The following is a 19,696-nucleotide window of genomic DNA, read 5'->3' on the forward strand; positions in this document are numbered from 1 at the left end:
GTGCATTCAGAATATCGATTTCAAGCTACTTTGTTCATTTTGTGAACATTCTGTGAAACTCTTCCGGACGGTCTTGAATTACACCGAAATGGTGCAAAATCGCATTGACAATTCTTTCGGAGGCTTTGCCGTCTCCATACGGGTTGGCGGCCCGGCTCATGGACTGATACAGCTCTTGATCAGTCAATAAAGCATGTGTCCGTTGATACACCTTCTCCTCGTCCGTGCCCACAAGCTCCAGCGTTCCGGCTTCGATCCCTTCCGGGCGCTCGGTTGTATCACGCAGCACAAGCACGGGAACTCCAAAGGAGGGAGCTTCCTCCTGCAGGCCGCCGGAATCGGTCAATATCAGGTGGGTATGCGGATAAAAATTATGCAGGTCAACGACATCCAGCGGATCAATCAGCTTGATTCTCGGGTGTCCGCCAAGTATCTCATGCGCCGGTTCCTTAACTGCCGGACTCGGATGCACAGGATAGACTATAGCTACATCTTCAAATTCATCAGCGATTCTTTTGACAGCACGGAAAATATGACGGTGCGGTTCGCCTTGAGATTCCCTGCGGTGCGCCGTCATTAAAATAAGTCGTTTTCCTGAAGCAAAATCCAGTACAGGATGCCGGTAGTCCGGCTGTACGGTATATTGAAACACATCGGTTACGGTGTTGCCTGTGATATAAATACTTGATTCTTTTTTGTTCTCGTGTCTCAAATTACCCGCTGACCAGTCAGTCGGAGAAAAATGCAGATCGGCAAGAACCCCCGTCAATTGACGGTTCATTTCCTCGGGGTACGGAGACAGCTTGTTCCAGGTCCTGAGTCCTGCTTCTACATGGCCTACTTGAATTTGCTGCAGGAAAGAAGCGTAGCTGGCGAGGAAAGTGGTAAGTGTATCCCCATGCACAAGCACCAGGTTCGGCTTCGCTTCCCGAAGCACCGGCTCCAGTCCTTCCAGCACCCGGATCGTAATTTCATTCAGCGTCTGGCGGTCTTTCATTACATCCAGATCATAATCAGGAGTAATCTTGAATACCTCAAGCACCTGATCCAGCAGTTCACGGTGCTGCGCTGTTACGCAAACAACGGATTCAATATGCTCGGGATGCTTGGCAAGCTCCAGGACCAAAGGCGCCATTTTGATCGCCTCGGGGCGCACACCAAAAATCGTCATCACTTTAATTTTGGACATAACCCCTACCCTCTCTTCACAAATCCTCATTATTGTTTGGTCTGTTTTGTTTGTTCTATAGTACTACTACTTGATTGAAGTTCATTTGGTTCCATACAACCGGTCACCGGCATCTCCAAGCCCGGGCACAATATATCCGTGCTCATTCAGATGATCATCCAGCGCGGCAACATAGATATCTACATCCGGGTGGGCAGCTTGTACAGCGGCAACGCCTTCCGGAGCGGCAATCAGGTTCATCATCTTGATCTGGGTGCACCCGCGGTTCTTCAGCGAGGTGATCGCAGCAATGGCAGAGCCGCCTGTAGCCAGCATCGGGTCAATCACAATCAATTCGCGTTCCTGGACATCCGTAGGGAGCTTGATATAATATTCGACCGGCTGAAGGGTTTCCGGATCACGGAACAATCCGACATGCCCTACCTTGGCTGCAGGAAGCAGCTTCAGCACGCCTTCAAGCATCCCCAGTCCCGCACGCAGAATCGGAATCAGACCCAGCATTCTTCCGGAAATCACTTTGCTCTGTGTCTCTGCTACCGGTGTCTGCACGGTGATAGTCTCCAGCGGGATATCCCGCGTAATCTCATATGCCATAAGTGTAGCGACTTCATCAACATGCTCTCTGAACTCTTTCGTATTCGTCCGCACGTCGCGAATAAATGTTAATTTGTGCTGAATCAAAGGATGATCGCAAATCACCAATTTTCCCATTCTTGTCCCTCCGGTAATTGTAAGTCTTATTTATAGCCGCAGAAAGCGCTTTTGCTTCTCCCATGGCTAAATCCTGTCTATTATATCATCACCCGGGGTGTATTTCACCTACGAAGGACTGGTTCTGCAGACGCAAATCCATCTGCTGCCCAGGTTGAATCTGCGAAGGGTCCAGATCTTTATCCCTTAATTCAATGATTAACGCGGCTTAGTTTGTGCCATTTTGCTCATTTAATACTTTTCACATTTCTTTCACTATTATTGTTGAAATTTTCATGAACTTTCATAAATATTTCACGAGAATTTTCGACAAATTTATGGTTTTAAATGTGAACATTATGCAACAAGTCCCCCGTAACTCATTCCTCCTTGAGTCAAGCGGCAAGCTACATGAAAAAAAGGAACATACATTCCTGCCAGTGCCTCAACCGATAGCGGGAAAAGCACACTTAATCCGGCTCCCTCTTTCAGGTGAATTGCTCACACAGCAACCCCAAACTCCCCCTCTATGGACCCCACGGCAACTCCAAGTGAAAAAAAGGTGCAGATTTAGTGGAGAAAGGTTAACTAAAATAGCCGTAAGCGCGAGTTAGAGATCTAGTCCGTTTATCCGCAAGTACCCCGCATTGTAAAACTAAAGTTCAACTTATACAGACAGCAAAAAGCCTCCGCAGCGCCGGGGTTCCGGTGTTTGCGGAGGCTTGTGTAACAACAGGCTGCGAATGCTGGCCCTAGCTGCGCCAGTTTAGTATTGCAGGCCCGGATAGATCGGATACTGCTCAGTAAGTGCGGCTACTTCACGGGCAGCCTCGGCGAGTTTGCCTTCATCTTTAGGGTTCTTCAATACACTGGCGATAATGCGGCCGATGGTTACCATCGCCTGCTCGTTCATTCCACGCGAAGTGACTGCAGGTGTACCGATGCGGATACCGCTCGTTACAAACGGGCTCGTTGGATCAAACGGAATAGCATTCTTGTTCACCGTAATGCCGATTGAATCAAGAACCTTCTCCGCATCCTTGCCTGTAATATTCAAATTACGGGTATCAAGCAGCATCAAATGGTTGTCTGTACCGCCGGATACAATGTTGACTCCTTCACCGATCAGTGTTTCTGCCAGCACCTTGGCGTTCTTCACTACATTTTCGGCATAGGTTCTGAATGAAGGCTGAAGAGCTTCACCAAAGGAAACGGCTTTGGACGCAATCACGTGCATCAGCGGTCCGCCCTGCGAGCCGGGGAATACGGCCTTGTCAATCGCCGCCGCCCATGGCTGTCTGCAGAGAATCATACCTCCGCGGGGGCCGCGCAGCGTCTTGTGTGTGGTTGTAGTAACAAAATGGGCATGCGGCACAGGGCTCGGATGAAGGCCTGCAGCGACCAGTCCGGCGATATGGGCCATATCCACCATGAACAACGCGCCTACATCGTTCGCAATCGAACCGAGGGCTTCAAAATCAATTGTTCGCGGATACGCGCTTGCTCCGGCTACGATCAGCTTAGGACGGTGTTTGAAGGCTGCCTTGCGCACTTCATCATAATCAATCAGGAACGTATCCTCCTGCACGCCATAAGCCACAAAATTATACAGCAATCCGGAAGCATTCACCGGGCTGCCGTGCGTCAGATGGCCGCCATGCGCCAGGTTCATTCCGAGGACAGTGTCGCCAGGATTCAGCGCGGCAAGATAAACCGCCATATTGGCCTGGGCACCGGAGTGCGGCTGCACATTGGCATGATCGGCACCGAAGAGCTGCTTGGCGCGGTCACGGGCCAGATTCTCCACAATATCCACATCTTCACAACCGCCATAATACCGTTTGCCGGGATACCCTTCGGCATACTTGTTCGTGAGCACTGAACCCATCGCTTCCATTACAGCTTCGCTGACGATATTCTCCGAGGCAATAAGCTCAATATTGGCACGCTGACGGCTCAGCTCCAGTCCCATCGCTTCCAGTACTGCCGGGTCACTCTTACGCAATTGTTCCATGATTCTTATTTCCTCCCTAGTGCTCTTTAGTTTATGTTGCCTGTGTGAAGATAAACTATAATCACAGCATTCCGTCAACCAACTTTGTGTCCTTAATCGCAGCTGCGTGATCCGCTGGTCTCCGGATTACGGTATACCGCGCGTTCCCCGCCGATGAGCGGAGGTCTGCTCCAGGCTGCATTCACCCGGGCCGAACCAATGTAGCGCAGGCTTGGCCGAAAAGGGACGGCTACCCGGCGCAAATGCATGCCGATCAGCGTCTCGCCGATATCGATACCGGCATCGGCCTCCACGGTTTCCGCCAGCACAGGATCAGCCATCGAGCGGTACGCAGCGGCAGCCATTGAACCACCGGCTCCCGGAATCGGCACCGCCGACACTTCCCTCAGTCCTAGCTTCCCCAGCAGTGAGCGTTCCATCACCAGCGAACGGTTCAAATGCTCGCAGCACTGGTATACCGGATGAAAACCCTTCTCCGCAGCAACCTGAACAACACCCTCCAAGAGCTGCTGCGCCACCTCAAGCGCGCCGCCGGTACCAATACGGACCCCGGCCACTTCACTTGTGCTTGCGCCCACAACAAGAATCTTGCCGGGCCCCAGCTTCCCGGCGTCTGACAGCTCCCTTACCACAGCAGCGGTTGCAGCCGTTAAAGACAGCTCCGCCCCTGCCGGTTGACCGGCATCCCCGGCTGCATTGCTGGCTGCCGGATTCACCCGTGAGTCCTGCTTCATGACTTGATCCATCACTTAAGCCTCCCTCAAGCAAGTAGAAACGGCTTTGCTGTCCCTTTTAGGGGCGTACCGTTTCAGCGAGAAATATAAGGATGATTCATAAAGCGAAACATATACATCCTTATATTACATTAAAAAACTAAGCCTACCAGTATGCTGTATTTTAAACAAAAAAGAGCAGTCCGCAGGTGGCTGCGGATGTGCTCTTTTGCCCAGGCGACCGGCCGTTTATTCCAGTGCTCCATCGTGGTTTGATCCACACTTGTCGCCAGTTACACCGGAACCGGGTAATATTTATTTCATCTTAAAGGAATGGCCGCGAAAAATCAACCATACTTTATAACCGGCGCAAGGACTCCAGCTTATCCAGAAGACTGTGCAGTGCTGTTCGTATCTCGGCAGCGGCCAGCTCATAATCTTCCCTCGGGCCTCCGAAGGGATCGGAGATATCAAAGCTTGGAATCCGTTGACGGATTTCTATGATCCGCTGCAGATCAGCCGATTTCGGCTCTCCACCTAGTGCAAGGCTAAGCTCGGCATCGGCATAAAGGCTATCCAGCTCACGGATATCTGCGTTCACGGTTTCTTCATCGTAGACATATTCTTTTAGGGTATAAGTCTTCGCAACGGCATCAGGAAAATATTGCAGCAAGTGGCGTTTGTGCCCCCCTGTGAGGGTCAGCACCAGATCCGCCCAGGCTACGGTCTCTGCATTTAGCTGCGTGGACAGGATTTGATCATGAATTCCTTCGTCCCGCAGAATCGCCGCGGCATGTCTGGACATGGAAGTACCGGAAATGGCGGAAACGCCTGCAGACCGCACTTCCACGTCAATTCCCCGCTCCTTCGCAAGTTTCCGGAGAAGCCCCTCAGCCATAGGACTACGGCATGTATTCCCTGTGCAGACGAATAAAATATGCAGCATACTTTCCACCTCCATGAAAAAATAAACCAAATTTTTTTGTTGTGCATGTTATTGTATCAGAAGATGAACATTAAGCCAAACGCAAGCAGAATCCCTCCGCCCAGTGCCTCACCGTAATCTCCTAATCCACGGCTGACCCTCCGGCCCAGCAGCAGGCCCGAGATGGACATCAGACCCCCGCAGGCTCCAAAAGCAAGCACGGTTAGTGTTATGCTATTCACAAACATCCCCAAGGAAACCCCTACGGAAAATGAATCTACACTCACACTGAGCGAAATCAGGAGCATCCCCAGAATGTGCGGTGATTGACGGGTTCACGGCGGGAATGATCCGTCCGGAAGGAGTTGAACACCATATGTCCACCCAGCAGCACAAGCAGTCCTCCGGCGGCAAAAGTAGTAACTTGTCCGAGCAAATGCCCGACATAGCTCCCTGTAAACAAGCCAAGCAGCGGCATCAGCACATGAAAAAAAGCAATGAGAAGACTGAGCTGCAGCACATGCAAAAGACGGATGCCCTTCATCCCGATGCCCACACCGAGTGAAAAAGCATCCATCCCCAGTGCGATTGCCATAATGGCAATCGTTACAATCTGGCCCCAGCCAGCATATACTCCCCCCATGTCCATGCCCATACCCCCAGAGTCCGAAAGTCTTGTACCACAACCATATGCGGACAAGAAGGGATTCATGACTGGGCGGGTCAGCCTGCGTCGATGACGGTGCCCCCGGCGGCTTTCATCAGCCGGTTCATAATTGCGGCGCCGAGGCCGGTATCCGGGCAGGCCTCGGCCAGAATATAGGTCGCTCCCGCTTCATCGAAGCGCCGCAGCGCGGCATACAGGGAGCGCGCCCCTTCCTCCGGCGAGGCCAGCGAGCCGAGGGAAACGACGCAGGCGGCCGCCCCGGCGGGATACAGGGCCTGATGCTCCTCGAAGAGGAGCAGGCCCGTGATCTCGCCGGCGCGCTGCGCCGCCTGCAGCAGGCCCGCGGCGGCTTCCGCCACGCGCCGCGCGGAAGCCCCGCGCACTACGCCAAGCGCTCCGCGCGGGGCGTAGTGCGTGTACTTCATGCCCGGCGCGCGCGGCGCCGGGCTGCTGTCCCGGCGGCCTGCGCCGCGCCGGGGGACTGGGCGGAAGCCGCCGCAGGCGCTTCCGCAGCAGCCGGAGCCGCAGCGACGGCTCCGGGACCGAGCACCGCCGCGAGCTGCTCGGCGGTGATGCCGCCGGGGCGGAGCACCGCGGCCGTCCCGTCAGGCTGCACCTGCACGACGGTCGACTCCAGACCGACCCCGGCCGCGCCGCCGTCAAGCACCCCGCCGATATATCCGGCGAGGTCTTCCAGCACATGGGCGGCCAGCGTAGGACTGGGCCGCCCGGAGCGGTTGGCGCTGGGCGCGGCCACCGGGCAGTCTGCCGCGCGGATCAGCGCCAGCGCGAGCTGATGGTCCGGCATCCGCACGCCAACCGTGTCCAGCCCCGCCGTTACCAGCGGCGATAATACGCCGGGACGGACGGGCAGCACTACGGTTAACGGGCCCGGCCAAAAAGCGCCGATCAACACCGCCGCAGAAGGATGCACCTCCGTCACCAGCCTGTCCAGATCACTCCGCCGGGCAATATGCACAATCAGCGGATTGTCCGAAGGCCGGCCCTTGGCGGCAAAAACCGCCTCTACCGCAGCCGTGCTGCGGGCATCCGCCCCCAGCCCGTACACCGTCTCCGTCGGGAACGCGACAGTGCTTCCTTCCCGCAATAGAGCCGCTGCCTCTGCAATGGCTTGCCGGTCACCTTCGCTCTGCGGATAGAGTGCAGGGTCCACGCCAGGTTCTCCTGCCGCTGACAGCTTCCAGTACCGGGTGGAACCGATTTGGCCGCTGCGGCGCTGGACCGCGAATGAGGAATCTTGGGGTTCTTTCATTATCATCACAAGCTTTCTAAATAAGGTGTTATATATACAAGTTGAAACGTTATATTCTCAGCAAAAGCGGCCCCACCAGGTGGCGCCGCAGGAAATCCGCTTCAATTCACATTATATCGTAACATAGGCCGTTATAGATTCATAGAAGCTCAGCTGAATAATCCGCTGATCCAGCTCCAGATGTTCTCCAGCAGCTCCCAGAAGAAAAAGCGTACTTTCGGCCCTTCCGGTTCCCCGCCTGCCGCATCGGCCGCGCCAGTATCGGGAGCTGTAACCGCTCCATCCCCCGCCGCCTTCACTTTGGCCCCTTCTCCGGCTGCAGCAGCCGAGACGGTCTTGGCCTTAGCCGCGGCAGGCGCCGCCGCATCTCCCGAGCCTGCATCAATGAAGCAGAGCGGCGGGAAGAGCACACACCACCAGTTCTGCCCCCGGCCTGCGCCCAGCGTGACCCGCACCGCTTCATATTCTCCAGCCGGATAGACGGTGCCCCCGTACATTTTGGTCGGGAACGGAACAACGCCCAGCTCTACTTTATAACCGTAGTCGATACCCCGCTCCTCAAGCTCCCGGGCCACCAGTGCATTCAGCTCCGGCAAATGGCCCCGGATTAGCGTCCGGGCTTGCTCCAGACTCTGCGGATCTTCCAGCAAAGCCACCCATTGGTTCATCTGTTCGACTATACTGTCGCGGATCTGGCGTTTGACCCGCTGATCACCAGCCGCATCCGAGTTTGCCAGAATGCGCAGCCGTATCGAATCCTGCGGAATCGTCGCCTCCGCTACGGCGGCATCGGTTTTTTGCCCTTCCCAGGCCATCATGAGGATCATAAAAAAACAAATTAATATGGCAGTATACTTAAAAGTTACCCGTAAGGAATCCTGTCTTCCTGTCTTGCTCCATTCCATTTTCAGCAGCCCCTCTCCCGCAAAACTCTTATGCCCCTAGTATGCCCAGGGAGGAGAGACTGCAAACCTATTAATCTATTAATTTATTGCCTTCAAAAATATACTGCCGGCGCAGGCAAATCTTCCTCCACATCCTGTCCATACAGCAGCACACTCATAGCAATTCCCATACTGGCCATATTAATCACAATAGAAGTCCCGCCATAGCTAATGAAGGGAAGCGTAATTCCTGTCAGAGGCATCAGGCCGATATACGCCCCGATATTCTCAAAGATCTGGTACAGCAGCATCGCCACAATTCCAATAATCAGAAAAGGTCCTGCACGTTCCCGGCATTCCAGAGCGATCATAATCATCCGGTGAATCAGAATAAAAAACAGCAACAGGAGCAATGCCGCCCCTACGAAGCCGAACTCTTCGGCAATTTGTGCAAATATCGCATCCGTATACAGCACCGGTATTTTACCGGACTGGACCGAGCCGCCCTGCATATATCCTTCTCCGCTGAGCCCGCCCGAGGCAATGGCTATTTTGGCATTCCGCGTCTGATAGCTGTCGTCGCTGCTGGCCAGCTCCGGGACCAGCCAGGGGTCAAAACGGGCCACAAAATGCTTGCGGCCGATGGTCTCGCTGAGAAAGCTGGTCATCTGCTCATGATAGTGGATATAGCTGTAAATAAAACCGAATATCGAACCGCCAAAAATAATCAGACCGATCAGGGCATGGGACCATTTCATCCGGCCAATCCACAGCAGCCCGACCAGAATGACCATGTAGCTCAGCGCGTTGCCCAGATCGTTCTGGATAATGACGACCGCAAACGGCAGCAGCGCCACCAGACTGAGCGGCACGACATCACGCCAGAACAGAAGCTCATCCTTGTTTTTGCGGACCAGCAGTGCAGCGAGTGCAAGAATCAGGATCAGCTTAAACAGCTCCGCCGGCTGCAGGCTTAACCCTCCGACTTCGAGCCATCCCTTTGCCCCGTTTTTCACTTTGCCCACAAAGCTGACCACCACCAGTATCCCCACACCCATTATATAAATATAATGTGCATATTTGACCAGAAGCCGGTAATCAAACAGGGATAGTCCAAAAAAGGCAACGAAGCCCACCCGTACCACTTAATCATCTGGATGTGTAATCCATCGTCTTTCCGCCCGTGCGTCACGCTGTATATCGATAAAATACTGATGACCATCAACATAAGCAGCACAACAACGATGACACCATCTATCTTTTTGAACCTTTGCAGCATGGAACAGACCCCTAACTATGTCCGGATTTAGGCTTGCCCGCTACCATACATTTAAAGCGAATATTTAGAGCGAAGCCGTTGATTTCCATTTTAAAGCAAGGCGCAGGGTAAATACAATTTTTTTACATCTGTCCACAAAATCCCTGGGCTAAAGATACCTGCTGCACAACAAAAAAACCGCCGGCCCATCATTAGATGAGCTGCAGCGGTTTCGGGTTAACTGTATTCAGGCTATCCCTGCTTGGCCGGGGAGGTGTAGACTGATGGACTCGGCAGTTCCTCTTCCACTTCCTGTCCGTGCAGGCGCACACTCATAACCAGGCCGATACTGGCCATATTAATCATAAGCGAGGTTCCCCCATAGCTGATGAACGGCAGCGTAATCCCGGTAAGCGGCATCAGGCCGATGAATGCGCCGATATTTTCAAATATCTGATAGAGCATCATGGCGACAATTCCGACGATCAGGAAAGGCCCTCCCCTATCCTTGCTCTCCAATGCAATCAGAATCATCCGGTGAATCAGTATAAAGTAGAGCAGCAGTACCAGCGCCGAGCCTACAAACCCAAACTCCTCAGCGATCTGTACAAAGATGGAATCCGAATAGGTGTAAGGCACCCGGTCCGTCTGCACGGAGCTGCCTTCCATGTATCCTTCACCGCTCATCCCACCCGAAGCGATAGCCAGCTTGGCATTTTTGGTATGGTAGCTCGCCTTCGCCGTCGCTTCGTCAGGGACCAGCCATGGATCAAACCGCTCCACCCAGTGTGAACGGCCGATGTCCGTAAGGAAACCTTTGATTTCATCGTGGTAGTGGATGTAGCTGATAATCCCCCCTGCTGCAACACCGCCTATGACCAGCAGTCCAATCAGCGCATGGGTAAATTTGATATTGCCGATCCACAGCAATCCGACCAGGATTACAATATAAGAAAGGGCGTTACCCAGGTCATTTTGGCTGATGACAATCAGGAACGGCAGCAGGGTAAGCAGCCCCAAAGGAACTACGTCCTGCCAGAACTGCAGCTTGTTTTTGTGCTTGCGCACCAGTACGGCCGCCAGGAACAGGATCAGGATCAGCTTGAACAGCTCCGCCGGCTGCAGACTGAAACCTCCGAATTTAATCCAGCCCTGGGCTCCGTTCTGCTCCTTGCCGATAAAGCTCACCAGCACCAGAATTCCAATTCCCGTAACATAAATGTACAGCGCGTACTTCACGAGCAGCCGGTAATCCACAAAGGTCAATCCGAAAAAAGCGATGATGCCCAGCACATAGAACTTGATCATCCGCAGATGCGCCCCATCCAGCTTATCCCGGCCATGCGTGACGCTGTATATGGAAAAAATACTGACGACCATCAGCAGCAGTAAAATGATTACGATGACGCCGTCGATCTTTTTAATCTTCTGAAGCATATTCTGTCTCCTTACTCTGTACTGGGTCTTCCGAATTTCTTGTCTACGCTGAAGTCCCGTCGATTCCATTGTAAAGGAAGGGGCAGCAAAAATACAATTTCATACGAAAACAGTTCTGCTCCTACACGCGGATGCCTACTCATGCCGCTATTTTCATAATAGCACGCAGCTTATCCAGCAGGTAGCAGGTAACTCGCATCCCTTACTTATGCGTATTTCATAGTTATAAGTGGAAAAAGTAGAACTAAATCAGCGGTTACAGGGCTTCACATCGCCATTAGTGGGAAAAAGTAGAACTAATCCGGCTGTTTTGAGTAACTAGCCTTGATTTCTTTCGAAATAAGTGGAGAAATTCCCATTAACTATCAATTTGGGCCGGACTCCTGCAGGATAGGTGGAGATATTCCACTCCAGCTTCAGAAGTTCGTGCCCCGAACAGCAGCTCATGCCCGAATTTCGTTCAGACAAGAAATGCCAGCCGCTTTGTCCGGTTCACCTTGTTGTCCGGCTTGCCTGGGTTGCCTGGCTTGTCCGACGTACCATGATTGCCCGGTGTACCCAGTTTGTCTGGTGTACCCAGCTTGTGCGGCGTACCCGGCTTGTCCCTACCTGGCTTACCCGGCGTACCCGGCTTGTCTGGTGTACCCGGTTTGTCTGGCATACCCAGCTTGCACGACTATGTCCGGGCAGTCTCTGTCGGCGCTAACTGACCGCGCTTAACGGGCAATCACCGCCAGCAATTAACAGCACTTGGCCGCCTCCCTAGCGGGCTATGCCCAACACATGGCGGGGAATCCCCGCGAGATCGTCAATGGTGACGATCTCGCTCCAATGGCCTGCTGCCCCCAGCAGCTCGGCTACCTGCCCGGCCTGACCTTGGCCGAGTTCGAAGCCGACCAGCCGCGGGGGGCCGGAAGCAGCGGCAGCTGCTCCATCATGCGGCGGTACGGGTCCAGCCCGTCATCGCCGCCATCCAGCGCGGTGCGCGGCTCATGGTCGCGCACTTCGCGCTGCAGCCCGGCGATATCCCCGCCGGGAATATACGGCGGGTTGGAGACGAGAATATCCGTCTCCATCCCCGCAAACGGCTCGAGCAGGTCGCCGAGCCGCAGGTCCACTGCCGTGCCGTGCCGCTGCGCATTGCGCCCGGCCACGGCCAGCGCGCCGGGCGAGATGTCGCCGGCGCAGACCCGCCACGCCGGCGCTTCCGCCGCCAGCGTGACGGAGATCGCTCCGCTGCCGGCGCCGATGTCGACGGCGGTCAGCGGACGCGCCGCTCCACCCGGCGCAGCAACCAAAACGTCCGGCCACAGCTCCGCGCCGTACTTCAGAATCGCCTCGACGAGCAGCTCCGTCTCGGGCCGGGGAATCAGTACATCGGGCGTTACCTCAAACACCCGCCCGTAGAATTCCTGCTCGCCGATGATATACTGCACCGGCTCACCGGCTGCCCGGCGGGTAACCCCGGCCTCCCAAGCCGGCCGCGCTTCTGGCGGAAAAGGATCAGCCAACGCCATATAATAGGCCGCCCCGGACAAACCCAGCACATGCTCCAGCAGAAGCTGGCTGCTGCGCTGCGGCTCATTGCACCCGGATTTGTCCAAAAAAGAAGAAGCCTCCGCAAAGGCTTCCCGGATGCTTTGCACGTCAGGCATGACATAAGAGTCGTGATTCAAAGCATTATTCTCCTTTTTCCATCAATTCCGCCTGCTCTGCAATCGACAAGGCCGAAATAATTTCCGTAATATCACCGTTCATGACCTGATCAAGACGGTGCAGCGTAAGGCCGATACGATGGTCCGTCACACGGCTCTGCGGGAAGTTATAGGTGCGGATACGCTCACTGCGGTCACCCGTGCCGACCTTGCTCTTGCGTTCTCCGGCATATTTCGCTTCTTCTTCCTGGCGCTTCATATCCGAGATCCGGGCACGGAGCACCTGCAGGGCTTTCTCTTTGTTAGAGTTCTGAGACTTACCGTCCTGACACGTAGCCACGATGCCGGTAGGCACGTGAGTCACGCGAACTGCGGATTTGGTCGTATTAACCGACTGTCCGCCCGCTCCGCTGGAGCAGAAGGTATCTACGCGGATATCTTTATCAAGAATTTCAATTTCGAACTCTTCCGCTTCCGGCATGACTGATACGGTAGAAGTTGAGGTGTGAATACGCCCTCCGGATTCTGTGGTCGGGATACGCTGCACGCGGTGTGCGCCGCTTTCGAATTTCATTTTGCTGTACGCGCCACGTCCGTTGATCATGAAGATAACCTCTTTGAAGCCGCCGAGGTCATTCGTATTGACATCCATCAGCTCTACTCGCCAGCCCTGGGCATCCGCATAGCGGGTGTACATCCGGTACAGATCTGATGCGAACAATGCCGCCTCATCCCCACCGGCTGCACCGCGGATTTCCACGATCACGTTTTTGTCGTCATTAGGGTCCTTCGGCAGCAGCAGGAGACGGATTTTCTCCTCCAGCGCAGTCTGGCGCGAGGACAGGTCTTCAATCTCCATCTTGACCATTTCTTTCATTTCATCATCAAGCTTTTCGCCCTGCATCATTTTAGCGGCTTCAAGCTCTTCCATTACATTTTTATATTCGGCATACGCCTCGAAGGCGGGCTGCAAATCGGATTGTTCTTTGGAATAGTCCCTCAGTTTCTTACTGTCGCTTGCAACATCCGGGTCACAAAGCAGTTCACTGAGTTTCTCATAGCGGTCCGCCAGGGATTGCAATCGGTCCAACAAGGGAATTCACCTCTCCTGATTCAATTTCAGATTCAATATGGGAAACTGTAAATTAATACTTTAAATTGTTGGTACAATAAAAATAGATATACGACTTTATATTATACCACCGAAACCGCCGATTGGCTACAGTACCCTGTGCACAGCTCTGTATATTTTTAGTGCCGGTGAAACTCCACTCCTTATGATGTGATCCGGCAGAAAAGTTATTCATAACACGGGAGTTCGACCGGAAATAAATATGGAAGTCGGGAGCAAAAGTTTTATTTGTTATAATTAGGACAAAATCACCCTGGCGGGTGATAAGGCTGCTCATTAAAGTTAGGCCTAACGGACTTAGTTAGTTATACCGCCTCTCAACCCATTTCACCTGCTTCCGCACAATTCAAAGGTACTTTTACCTCTCATTTCAACCTGCAGCGAGCCTCTTTGTTTACTTATCATCCGGTTTTCATCATCCGCTATTTTTCACATTATATAGTTTCAACAAACCACCATTTGTTACTTCAACAACAGCATTTCTGCCGTTATTTCCGCACAACTCACCCTTCTCCTACTCAACAACAGCATTTCTGCCGTTATTTCCACACAACCAACCCTCCTGCTCCTGAACAACGGCATTTCTGCCGTTATTTCCGCACAACCAACCCTCCTGCTCCTGAACAACGGCATTTCTGCCGTTGTTTCAATCCACATTCGTTCTTGAGACGAGTTGAACAAAAAATCCGTATCCCCAATTTTATAAATATCTTATCCATAATGGAATGTAATCATAATTTCCGAAACGATAAAAAAGTCATCCGGTTGCAGAGGTTTTCTACAAGCAGATGACTTCTGTTATTCCTTGATTAGACAGTTACGGCCTATACGTTGAAACGGAAATGCATGACATCGCCGTCCTGCACCAGATATTCCTTACCTTCCAGACGCAGCTGTCCGCGTTCCTTGGCACCGTTCATTGATCCGGCTGCCAGCAGATCGTCATAAGCTACGACCTCCGCGCGAATGAAGCCGCGTTCGAAGTCCGTATGAATGACACCGGCCGCACCTGGTGCTTTGGTTCCCTTGCGGATGGTCCAGGCGCGAACCTCCTGCACACCTGCAGTGAAGTAAGTGTAGAGACCCAGCAGCTTATAAGCGGCCTTGATCAGGCGGTTCAGACCGGATTCCTGCAGGCCCAGCTCTTCCAGGAACATCGCTTTGTCTTCGCCTTCCAGTTCGGCAATCTCCGCTTCCACCTTGGCGCTGATCGGCACCACTTCGGCATTCTCGGCAATAGCAAATTCACGGACCTGCTGAACGTAAGGGTTCTCGTCGGCAGCAGCCACTTCATCTTCTCCTACGTTAGCCGCATACAGCACCGGCTTCAGGGTCAGCAGATGAAGATCGCGCACAATCAGACGTTCATCATCGGTCAATTCTACACTGCGCGCAGGTTTGTCTTCGTACAGAGCTTCCTTGATGCGCTCAAGCACTTCTACTTCCTGGACGTATTTCTTGTCGCCGCCCTTGATGTTTTTGCGGGAGCGTTCGATGCGCTTCTCCAGGCTCTCCAGATCGGCCAGAATCAGCTCCAGGTTAATCGTCTGAATGTCACTGACCGGGTTTACTTTGCCATCGACATGGGTCACGTTCTCATCCACGAAGCAGCGCACCACATGAACAATCGCATCCACTTCACGGATATGCGCCAGGAACTTGTTGCCCAGGCCTTCACCCTTGCTCGCCCCGCGTACCAGACCGGCAATATCCACGAATTCAAAGGCAGTCGGAACCGTCTTGTTCGGCTGCACCAGCTCTGTCAGCTTATCCAAGCGCTCATCCGGTACTTCCACGACACCCACGTTCGGGTCAATTGTGCAAAAAGGATAGTTGGCGGATTCTGCTCCCGCCTGCGTAATTGCATTGAATAATGTGGATTTCCCCACGTTGGGAAGTCCTACGATACCTGCTTTCAAAGCCATTTATATGACAACTCCTATTTTCGGTTGGATTGATCACCGCATAATTTCCAGGCTTGATCTCAACCATTATATATTAGAACAAAACCGCCAGCAACAGCGGATGTCCGGCGGATGTGTCAGATAAAGGGCTGTAGTCCGCCCCGTGATGCAGCCTGCAGCGGCTCCGCCGTCCCCTGCAAAGGGGCGTCTTCTCTCTCAGCGAGAATAGAAGGAGACTTGATAGCGTTCAATTCTACGCTTTTCTCCAGGTTATAGATCCTTCGACATGGTGATATCGGTGACGGCAAAACCCGCTTTTTTGTAAAGCTCAAAAGCACGGTTGTTCTGGCCGAATACATGCAGGCCGATTCTGGTTATCTTCAGCTTACGGGCTTCCTCATCCAGCGCAAGCAGCGTCTGTTTGCCGTACCCTTTTCCCTGGAACGCTTCAAAAACATAAAAATCATAAATAAAAGCTTCACGCCCGTTGCGTCCCTCGCTTACGTTGAACCAGATATATCCGGCTTGAGTATCGGACTCCGTCTCTACTATAGAATAGAGATAAGCCCCTTCCGTGTTGAGCCCCTCAGGCAAAAATCGGGTCATCTCATCTTGGGACAGCTGCATAGCCGTCTCGACATCCCAGGAACCGGCTTTGATTTTGTCCTCCGCATAATCACGGGTGGACTGGCTTAAAAAAAATTGAAATGTGGTTTCGTCCATCTGGACCAGTCTAATCATGGTTTTGTGCCCTTCCTTATTCCTTATTATTCTCTAATCATGTCAACATCTAATCAGGCGGTGAGTCCCGCGGAGTGCCGCCAGATCCGGGGCGCCGATGCCGAACATCGCGGTCCGCAGCTCCAGCTCCACCTGGGCCAGCGCCTGATCCAGCGCGTCCTCGGATGCTACAGCCGGACCCAGCAGATTCCGGCCGAAGCCGGCCAGATCCGCGCCGAGCGCCAGTGCCTTCGCAGCATCCACACCGTGCCGCAGCCCGCCGCTGCCGATCAGCGCACCGTGCTTCGAGGCCGCCCGCACCTCTGCAATGCACTCCGCGGTGGGAATTCCCCAATCCGCGAAGGCCTCGGCCGCAGCCCGCCGGACCGGATCGCCGCTGCGGAATTTCTCGACTTGGCTCCAGGAGGTGCCGCCAGCGCCCGCCACATCGACAAAGGCGACCCCGGCACCGTACAGCCTTATTGCCGTTTCTCCATCAATGCCCCAGCCGACCTCTTTGACGCCGACGGGAATTTCCAGCTCTCTGCACACGCGCTCGATCCGGGTTAACAAGTCAGCAAACCCGGTATTTCCTTCGGGCTGAAACACCTCCTGAATCCCGTTCAAATGCAGAACCAGCCAATCCGCACCCGCGATCTCTACAGCCCGGCGGCATTCTTCCACGCCAAAGCCGTAAGACAACTGGACCGCTCCGATATTGGCAATGACAGGAATGCCCGGGGCCTTATCGCGGACCCGGAAAGTCGCCGCCAGCTCGGACCGCTCGACTGCCGCCCGGATAGAGCCTACCCCGAGCGCCCAGCCCCGGCGCTCGGCGGCCTCCGCCAGCCTGGCATTAATAGCACCGGTAGCAGCACTGCCGCCGGTCATGGAGCTAATCAGCAGCGGTGTGCGCAGCTCACGCCCCAGGAAGACTGTCCGCAGGGAAATGTCATCGTAATTCAGCTCGGGGAGCGCATTATGGCGGAAGCGGTAATGCTCAAAGCCAGCTGTAATGCCGCTGGCCCCGACCTCCTCGTTCAAGCACAGCCTCACATGCTCAATCTTGCGTTCTCCCGTCGTGGATGAAGGCAGCAGGGACTGATGCCCGGCAGGTTTTGCCGTTTGCGGTGCGATGCCCGTTGTTTTTGATATTTTATGCGGTGACTCATCCTGCGGTATCTGGCCCATGCTGTCATCCCCCGTTCCTAATGATCTATGTATACCGATACCTTATCTAGTCTGCTAAGTTGAAATTGTATTGATTGCCTGCCGGCACGCTTCATTATAGCATATCCGCATCCCGGTTATGTCATTACGGCTGCTTATCACGGCATATTTGCGCAGACAAAAATAGAACCGCGTAAGCGGCGATTTCCGCCGGGCGCGGTTCTCCGGGGGACCGGATCTCTTTTGTGAAACAGGCGAAATTGGATTAGAATAGCAGCTGTATTCATTAGCCTAAACGGAGGATCGCTCACAGCGGCCAAGATTCGGTTCACGTCCTATTTCTTGTTAAACGGTAACCCGGTAAACACGGGCCTCATAAGGCAAAAGCTGCAGGCTGCCGCTATCCTCCGGACGGTCAGTCGCGGAATGGACCTGATAATTGCCGATAAGCAGATCCTTATCAGAACCCTGAAATTCTTCAGGAAGCTTGACTGGCAGGGTCTCACGCGAGAAATTGCAGAGCACCAGCAGCCTTTCCGTTCCGAGCGATCTCGTAAAAGCAAAAATGTGTTCGTCTTCCTCTAAGAGAATATCGAAGACTCCATAGACGATAATCTTATGCTCCTTGCGAAGCCGGATCAGCTTCTTGTAGTAGTGAAAGACGGAATCCGGATCGCTCATGGCACGCTCTGCGTTGATGTCCTTATAGTTCGGATTCACGGCGATCCACGGGACTCCGCTTGTGAATCCGGCATTCCCGGCATCCGACCATTGCATGGGCGTTCGTCCGTTATCCCGGCTGCGCTGATGGATGGCGTCCATCATCTGTTCATGCGTCAGCGTTCCTGCTTCCACATAATCCCGGTAAGCGTTCACTGTCTGAATATCCCGGTAATCGGATACAGATGCGAATCCCACATTGGTCATCCCTAGCTCTTCCCCTGGTATATATAAGGGGTGCCCTGAAGCATATGCAAGCAGGTGGCCAGCATTTTGGCGGAAAGCACACGGTATTCGCTGCTATCGTCGCCAAACCTTGAAACAGCGCGAGGTTGGTCGTGATTACTCCAGTATAGGCTGTTCCAGCCGTCTTCCTTCAGGCCGTACTGCCACCGGCTAAAGATCCTCTTTAGTTCCGTCAGCTTCCATTCCACAGGTGACCAGCGTCCGAACTGTCCGTTGCCTACAGTAACATGCTCGAAATGAAAAATCATGTTTAACTCACCGCGGTCCGAGCCTGTATACAGCTTGGCCTGCTCCACGCCTACTTTCGGCATCTCCCCAACCGTGATCAGATCGTATTTTGACAGAACCTCCCGGTTCATTTCCTGCAGGTACTCATGGATTTTCGGACCGTTGCTGTAATAAGGATTACCGTCCCCGAATGCATACCCTTCATAGACTTCTCCGTCCGGAAGACCTTCTGCTTTCGAAATCATATTGATGACATCCATCCGGAAGCCGTCAACACCCTTATCCAGCCAGAAGGTCATAATGTCGTATACTTCCCTTCGAAGGCTGGGATTCTCCCAGTTGAAATCCGGTTGTTTCTTCGAATAAAGGTGCAGGAAATACTCACCGGTTGTTTCTTCATATTCCCATACAGAGCCGCCAAAATGGGAGCCCCAGTTGTTCGGCAGATGACCGTCCTCCCTGGCCGGACGCCAAATGTAGTAATTGCGGTACGGACTGTCTTTGGAGGACCGGGCCTCTACAAACCATGGATGCTCATCCGAAGAATGATTGACGACCAGATCCATCATGATCTTGATTTTCCGCTTGTGAGCTTCAAGGAGCAGGCGGTCAAACGTTTCCATCGTACCGAATTCGTTCATGATCTCCCGGTAATTGCTAATATCATAACCGTTATCATCATTTGGAGATTGGTAAACCGGGCTCAGCCAGATCACGTCAATGCCCAGCTCTTTTAAATAATCAAGCTTCATGATAATGCCTTGCAGGTCGCCGACCCCGTCCCCGTCGCTGTCCATAAAGCTTCGCGGATAAATCTGATAGATAACGGCTTCCTTCCACCAGCTGTGCTTCATACAGGCTACACCCCTTT

Annotated in this window: 12 protein-coding genes, 5 pseudogenes and 1 riboswitch; all 17 genes and pseudogenes read right to left on the bottom strand. The window is 53.5% G+C overall.

What is annotated here, in order from left to right:
* Nucleotides 1–34: 34 nt before the first annotated feature.
* Nucleotides 35–1,189, bottom strand: a complete 1,155-nt coding sequence (gene wecB, locus JI735_RS06390) for a non-hydrolyzing UDP-N-acetylglucosamine 2-epimerase (protein ID WP_039832272.1) — start codon at nt 1,187–1,189, stop codon at nt 35–37.
* 81 nt (nt 1,190–1,270) lie between these two features.
* Nucleotides 1,271–1,900, bottom strand: coding sequence for a uracil phosphoribosyltransferase (upp, locus tag JI735_RS06395; RefSeq protein WP_020426095.1), 630 nt, complete (start codon nt 1,898–1,900; stop codon nt 1,271–1,273).
* 745 nt (nt 1,901–2,645) lie between these two features.
* Nucleotides 2,646–3,896: a serine hydroxymethyltransferase gene (locus tag JI735_RS06400; RefSeq protein WP_039785575.1), complete on the bottom strand. Its 1,251-nt coding sequence runs from the start codon at nt 3,894–3,896 to the stop codon at nt 2,646–2,648.
* Between the two features lie 89 nt (nt 3,897–3,985).
* On the bottom strand, nt 3,986–4,639 hold the full coding sequence (locus JI735_RS06405) for a TIGR01440 family protein (RefSeq protein WP_202677199.1): 654 nt from the start codon (nt 4,637–4,639) through the stop codon (nt 3,986–3,988).
* Nucleotides 4,640–4,830: 191 nt separating this feature from the next.
* Nucleotides 4,831–4,913, bottom strand: a riboswitch (ZMP/ZTP riboswitch).
* Between the two features lie 51 nt (nt 4,914–4,964).
* Nucleotides 4,965–5,552 (bottom strand): low molecular weight protein arginine phosphatase, encoded by a 588-nt coding sequence (locus JI735_RS06410; RefSeq protein WP_039834225.1) that lies wholly within the window; start codon nt 5,550–5,552, stop codon nt 4,965–4,967.
* A 56-nt stretch (nt 5,553–5,608) separates the two neighbouring features.
* Nucleotides 5,609–6,174, bottom strand: a pseudogene (locus JI735_RS06415) (manganese efflux pump MntP).
* 80 nt (nt 6,175–6,254) lie between these two features.
* Nucleotides 6,255–7,471: pseudogene (locus JI735_RS06420) on the bottom strand (L-threonylcarbamoyladenylate synthase).
* Nucleotides 7,472–7,620: 149 nt separating this feature from the next.
* Nucleotides 7,621–8,376, bottom strand: coding sequence for a stage II sporulation protein R (spoIIR, locus tag JI735_RS06425; protein ID WP_202677200.1), 756 nt, complete (start codon nt 8,374–8,376; stop codon nt 7,621–7,623).
* Between the two features lie 92 nt (nt 8,377–8,468).
* Nucleotides 8,469–9,634, bottom strand: a pseudogene (locus JI735_RS06430) (FtsW/RodA/SpoVE family cell cycle protein).
* A 231-nt stretch (nt 9,635–9,865) separates the two neighbouring features.
* Nucleotides 9,866–11,050 (bottom strand): FtsW/RodA/SpoVE family cell cycle protein, encoded by a 1,185-nt coding sequence (locus tag JI735_RS06435; RefSeq protein ID WP_039836390.1) that lies wholly within the window; start codon nt 11,048–11,050, stop codon nt 9,866–9,868.
* 460 nt (nt 11,051–11,510) lie between these two features.
* A complete protein-coding gene (locus tag JI735_RS06440; protein WP_157771415.1) occupies nt 11,511–11,711 on the bottom strand; it encodes a hypothetical protein in 201 nt (66 codons plus the stop codon).
* A gap of 101 nt (nt 11,712–11,812) precedes the next feature.
* A pseudogene (gene prmC, locus JI735_RS06445) lies at nt 11,813–12,705 on the bottom strand (peptide chain release factor N(5)-glutamine methyltransferase).
* Nucleotides 12,706–12,730: 25 nt separating this feature from the next.
* Nucleotides 12,731–13,798: a peptide chain release factor 1 gene (gene prfA, locus JI735_RS06450; protein WP_020426793.1), complete on the bottom strand. Its 1,068-nt coding sequence runs from the start codon at nt 13,796–13,798 to the stop codon at nt 12,731–12,733.
* Nucleotides 13,799–14,661: 863 nt separating this feature from the next.
* On the bottom strand, nt 14,662–15,762 hold the full coding sequence (gene ychF / locus JI735_RS06455) for a redox-regulated ATPase YchF (protein WP_020426792.1): 1,101 nt from the start codon (nt 15,760–15,762) through the stop codon (nt 14,662–14,664).
* 249 nt (nt 15,763–16,011) lie between these two features.
* The gene (locus JI735_RS06460; RefSeq protein WP_233476277.1) at nt 16,012–16,482 is read right to left on the bottom strand and encodes a GNAT family N-acetyltransferase; all 471 of its coding nucleotides are present in this window, start codon (nt 16,480–16,482) and stop codon (nt 16,012–16,014) included.
* Between the two features lie 42 nt (nt 16,483–16,524).
* The gene (gene fni, locus JI735_RS06465) at nt 16,525–17,652 is read right to left on the bottom strand and encodes a type 2 isopentenyl-diphosphate Delta-isomerase (protein WP_202677201.1); all 1,128 of its coding nucleotides are present in this window, start codon (nt 17,650–17,652) and stop codon (nt 16,525–16,527) included.
* 324 nt (nt 17,653–17,976) lie between these two features.
* A pseudogene (locus tag JI735_RS06470) lies at nt 17,977–19,679 on the bottom strand (glycoside hydrolase family 13 protein).
* Between the last annotated feature and the right edge of the window lie 17 nt (nt 19,680–19,696).

It is taken from the genome of Paenibacillus sonchi, assembly GCF_016772475.1.
In the GTDB taxonomy this organism is placed as follows: Bacteria; Bacillota; Bacilli; order Paenibacillales; family Paenibacillaceae; genus Paenibacillus_AQ; species Paenibacillus_AQ sonchi.